The sequence below is a fragment of the Nitrospirota bacterium genome (genome assembly GCA_040756155.1).
Lineage (GTDB): Bacteria > Nitrospirota > Thermodesulfovibrionia > JACRGW01 > JBFLZU01 > JBFLZU01.
Window position 1 is genome coordinate 1 of the sequence record JBFLZU010000066.1, and the last position, 4,593, is coordinate 4,593.

The window sequence follows — 4,593 nt, forward strand, 5'->3', positions numbered from 1 at the left end:
TCCATGTAGAGTCCCTCCTGCCTGCATTGTTTGCGCAGACAGGCCTTTTCAGAGGAACTCTAACAAATCAATTTTTAAAAGAACTATTACTTGCTTCTTCAGCCGAAAATTCGGGAAAGTCTCAAAAATTACAAATTGAAATATTTATCATTTTGTTACTTTTTTCTTGACAATTAAATATAAAATTGATATTTTTTGAATTGTTGTAATGAGAGATGAAGTAGCACAGCGTATCAGGAAGTACCGCAAGAAGGCAGGACTCACCCAGGAAGCACTCGCAGAGAAAATCGGGTGCAGTAAGACCCGAATCGCCCTCCTCGAGCAAGGTAAAAGAGGTTCTAAACAAAGGCTTCTTTACAGTCAGATTGCAGAGGTATTGGGAATTCCTGTATATACCCTATTCCGTGACGAAGATGAAGCAGAAAAACTCCTCTTAGAGCCATACAAGTATATCAGAAAAAAATTAAAGGAATCCTCTATACCACCAGAGTTTCAGGAAGAATTAAGCAGAGAGATGTTTAATTTTGTCAGGTGGAAGCTAAACGACATAATTACAAAGGTCAAAGAAGATAAAAAGACCAGGAAAAAGAAGCGTGGAGGAAAGCAGAGATGGTGACCTCTGATTTCATCTTTGAGATATTTGAGATAAAGACACTCCCGGTTCCGATCTGGGATATTATAAAATACTTTGGATTTGATGTTCATTATAGTAGATGGGAAGGGTATCCGTCTTACAGTTTTTACAATTCAATCGTCCTTAACTTAAATTATGAGCCATCTGTCTTTGGGCTCTGTGCTGCCTATGAACTCTGTAGGCTGATAAACGATACCAATAAATGTTCTGAACACTTGAAAGGGATTATAAATCCTCACGAGATGGCAAAATACATGAGTATCAATATCATGTTGCCTAAATATTTACTATTTAGAGAAAGGAGTATGCCATTAAAAAATCTCTCAGAAAAATGTAATGTTCCTTTCAGGGTGATGGGCATACGGGCAAACGAACTTCACAGATACAGGGAACTTAAAGGGATACCTTACTGGGCTGGTGTAGATAATAGAAGATACAAATTTGATAGAACAGACAAACAGGAAAAGGAGCCCTTTAATATCTTTTTTTAAAAGATGATAACGCCCTCTGAAGAGGATTACATCAAGAATTATGCCTATGTACCAGAACACATCACAGGTTATGTCATTGCCGTATCACAGGGAGAACCCCTTCTTTTAGGAGATTACCTCTGTTATGACAGAAAAGGATACCTCATCTTCGTTGGTTATCCTTTAAATAAACCTTTTGAAGAAAAGGAAATGAACAAAATACTTGATACTGCAATCGAACGATTTAAGCCCGATCATATAGCCCTCATAGCCCCAGCGTTTTCAATATCACGAGAAATCTACTATAGGAGTGAGTCTGACTGCTATTATAAACTTGACCTTTCTAAACTCCATGTCCATCAGAAATTGAGGAATATGATAAAACGGGCGTCCAGAGAGTTGTATATTGAGAGGAAGCAAGAACTCAGGAATGAACATATACAATTAATTTCCGAATTTTTAAACACTCACAAGGTTGACGAGGCCACTCAATATATCTTTGAGAGGATTCCAGAATATGTTTCTTCTGTCCCAACAGCAGAGGTCTTCAGTGCAAGGGATAAGGCTGGAAGACTGGTCGCCTTCGATGTTGCTGAATTTAGTGCTAAAGACTATGCTTTTTATATGTTTAACTTTATGTCACAGCATGGCAGCGTGCCAGGGGTATCTGATCTTCTTCTCTATGAAGTGATAAGGACTGCTCAAGAGCAGAGGAAGTCATTTATCAATTTAGGTTTAGGAATTAACGAGGGGGTTACATTTTTTAAAAAGAAATGGGGAGGTGTTCCCTTCCTCCATTATGAATTCTGCCTTTATCATCCTAAATATAAAAGGCGATTAAAATCCCTTTATGAAAAACTTTAGTATTTTAATGTAATTTGTTTTTTGTAATTTGTCATTATCAAACCTGTTTGGTTCTGGCTTGTATAGGTCTGGATATGATTAAGGATATTCTAAAACTTTTGAGGCACCAGATGTACCCCCTTGGCAGAAGCAAGCCCTTCTCTGCATGGCAGATTGAACTTACCACAAGATGCCCACTTAGATGCAGGATGTGTATAAGGGAGGGGATAAAAGACTGGTATAGCGGTGATATGAATATTGATAATTTTAAAAGACTCCTACCTTATCTTAAAGATGTAGAGACAGTAATTCTTGAGGGATGGGGTGAATCATTACTCCACAAAAATCTTATCGAGGCTATAAGATTGGTAAAAGAAGAAGGTTCTGAGGTTGGATTTGTAACAAGCGGGAAGGGATTAAACAGGGAGTATATCACTGAACTGATTAACGCAGGTATTGATTTTATAGGTTTTTCTCTTGCAGGTAGTTCAGCAAGCACACACGAATCCATAAGGGTAAATTCTGACTTTGGAGTCTTTCTGGAGAACATAAAAACTTTTAACGAGGTCAAGGTAAACAAAAAACTCAGAAAACCAAAACTACACATCGTATACCTTATGCTCAAGGACAATATCTTTGAGGTTTCTGCCCTGCTGGAGCTTGCAAAAGAAACTGGCATCGAAGAGGTTGTCCTGACAAATCTAATTCATGTGACTAATGAATGGCAGGAGAAACAGAGGGTGTTTAAATGTAATGAAGTAGGAAATAAAACAATTATGTCTCAAGTCTCATTTTGTCACCCTGAACTTGTTTCAGGGTCTAAACGAGAGATGCTGAAACGAGTTCAGCATGACAGAGTAGAGGGATCTTCAGATGAAAAAAGGCATTACGAAGAAATTCTTAAAGAGGCAGAGGTGAAGGCAAAAGAATTAAAGATAAAACTCAGGCGACCTTCTCTATCACCAGACGATGTCCCTGTGTGTGAAGAAAATCCCCTGAAAAATCTCTATATATCAGTAGATGGCAATGTATCACCCTGTGTCTATCTATATCCACCAGTTCCTTCGCCATTTAAAAGAATATTCTGTGGCGATGAGTATCAGATCGAAAAGGTTAGTTTTGGAAATATCTTCACGGAACCCCTCCACACTATATGGAATAAGAAAGGATATATCGAATTCAGGGATTGCTTTATATCTAGAAGAAAAAAGTTTGAAGAAATGTATTCATATCTCCTGAATTTGGACAGTCCAAAAAGATTCGAAATTATGCCCTTACCAGATACTCCTGAGCATTGCAGAACATGTCATAAGATGCTCGGTATATAGCCTCAAAACTATTTCTCTAAGCAAGAATTTTGGTTAGATATCTTTTCGTATATTCAGGAAACTTTTTTGAGAGTTCTCTAAGTTTCGATATCGAAAGTTTCGACATATCAATCTCATCTAAATCCATAGATGATTTCCCCCTTGATACAAAATAGACAAGGTCAAGAAATGCCTTTTCAGGTCTGGCGATATATATCCCACCAGCAATTTCATATCCCCAGAACAAGTCCTTTTTTAGTTGTCTGAACTCTATATCTCTGCCTTCGATCGTAAATCTCCTCGTTTTTCTTGTAGTAGCAAAGGTCAAGGTGTAAGGAATGAGGGTTAGAATCCCATACCTTGAGAGTGCTGATTCGAAGGATAGATAATTTGGCATGTAAAGGGAGGAGGCTACTTTCTCAATAGAAGGTGTTTTTGAGAAAAGACGATAAGCGCCATAACCGATCCTCTCCAGAATGCCTCTATCGGCCAATCTCTTAATCGTCACATAAAGGTTATTCCTTGATAGACCTGTTATCTTTTCAAGGTCTGATATGGAATAGAATGGTTTGTTAAAGCCTTCCAGTGCCTTTATAAATTCTATTGTTTTCATGGTCTCAGATTATCTATTACAGCCCAGAAATCCTTTGGCAGGTATTTTCTTAGCTCCCTGACAAGCTCTTTTTTAGAAATTGATATGGTTTCAGGTGCATAGGTTTTTTTTAGTTTCTGGCATATATACCAGAGGTCAAAAACATCCTTTGGCTTTGCCCTATCCGCAATACATGTAAGTTTATCTTTATAGAGTTGTTCAAGGGTAGATACCCTACCGAGGCATTGTATTGTTGAGAGCGGAGACGAAATAAGCGACAGTTCTGATTTGTATCCTCTTTCACGCCTTTTTGATATTTCAATCTTTATCCTAAAGGGTGACGAAAGATAGCCTTCTGTGATTTTAATCTCACCGAGATATGTGTAGTATTTCTCTTCTAAGTTTGTGATCGAGAGTTCAGAGTATGGAGAAACGATCCTTTTGATAAGAGGTTTGAATTTAACCTTTAACTTATCCTCTGTTAGAGAAAAGTCAAGGTCTTCAGAAAATCTCGGTGAGCCGTAAACAAACCTCAGCGCAGTCCCACCTTTAAAAATGATGAATCTGCCTTCTGGAGCGTCAAAAAGTCCCTTCAGTATTACAGTCTCCCAGAACTCTCTGACAACCTGTGCAATATCTATCCTTAATCTTTTTGATAAATTTTCTGCTAATTCTCGTTCCATATTTCTTAACAAAATTGTTAAGTTTTATGGAATTATATCTGACGCTTAGTTTTTTGTCAAGATA

At 37.7% G+C, this 4,593-nt stretch carries 6 protein-coding genes; 4 read left to right on the forward strand and 2 right to left on the reverse strand.

The features are described 5' to 3' along the window. The first annotated feature begins 208 nt into the window (after nt 1-208). The 4 genes from AB1488_06715 (at nt 209) to AB1488_06730 (ending at nt 3,275) form a co-directional block, all read left to right on the forward strand. Nucleotides 209-616, forward strand: a complete 408-nt coding sequence (locus AB1488_06715; protein MEW6409788.1) for a helix-turn-helix domain-containing protein — start codon at nt 209-211, stop codon at nt 614-616. Continuing rightward, nucleotides 610-1,125, forward strand: a complete 516-nt coding sequence (locus AB1488_06720; GenBank protein ID MEW6409789.1) for a hypothetical protein — start codon at nt 610-612, stop codon at nt 1,123-1,125. The genes AB1488_06715 and AB1488_06720 overlap by 7 nt, the downstream gene beginning before the upstream one ends. Before the next feature lie 3 nt (nt 1,126-1,128). Then, entirely contained in the window at nt 1,129-1,968 is an 840-nt protein-coding gene (locus tag AB1488_06725) for a hypothetical protein (protein MEW6409790.1), read from the forward strand. A gap of 110 nt (nt 1,969-2,078) precedes the next feature. Further along, a complete protein-coding gene (locus AB1488_06730) occupies nt 2,079-3,275 on the forward strand; it encodes a radical SAM protein (GenBank protein ID MEW6409791.1) in 1,197 nt (398 codons plus the stop codon). A gap of 16 nt (nt 3,276-3,291) precedes the next feature. Here AB1488_06730 and AB1488_06735 read toward each other — a convergent pair whose 3' ends face one another. Together AB1488_06735 and AB1488_06740 are read right to left on the reverse strand one after the other, a co-directional pair. Beyond that, complete coding sequence (locus AB1488_06735; GenBank protein MEW6409792.1) at nt 3,292-3,867, reverse strand: hypothetical protein; 576 nt, start codon at nt 3,865-3,867, stop codon at nt 3,292-3,294. Beyond that, nucleotides 3,864-4,529, reverse strand: coding sequence for a nucleotidyl transferase AbiEii/AbiGii toxin family protein (locus AB1488_06740; GenBank protein MEW6409793.1), 666 nt, complete (start codon nt 4,527-4,529; stop codon nt 3,864-3,866). The genes AB1488_06735 and AB1488_06740 overlap by 4 nt, the downstream gene beginning before the upstream one ends. Nucleotides 4,530-4,593 lie beyond the last annotated feature (64 nt).

What these genes read in the sequence shown, in the direction of transcription:
- AB1488_06715 (MEW6409788.1), top strand. Translation starts at nt 209, where the DNA reads ATGAGAGATGAAGTAGCACAGCGTATCAGGAAGTACCGCAAGAAGGCA.
- AB1488_06720 (MEW6409789.1), top strand. Translation starts at nt 610, where the DNA reads ATGGTGACCTCTGATTTCATCTTTGAGATATTTGAGATAAAGACACTC.
- AB1488_06725 (MEW6409790.1), top strand. Translation starts at nt 1,129, where the DNA reads ATGATAACGCCCTCTGAAGAGGATTACATCAAGAATTATGCCTATGTA.
- AB1488_06730 (MEW6409791.1), top strand. Translation starts at nt 2,079, where the DNA reads ATGTACCCCCTTGGCAGAAGCAAGCCCTTCTCTGCATGGCAGATTGAA.
- AB1488_06735 (MEW6409792.1), bottom strand. Translation starts at nt 3,867, where the DNA reads ATGAAAACAATAGAATTTATAAAGGCACTGGAAGGCTTTAACAAACCA.
- AB1488_06740 (MEW6409793.1), bottom strand. Translation starts at nt 4,529, where the DNA reads ATGGAACGAGAATTAGCAGAAAATTTATCAAAAAGATTAAGGATAGAT.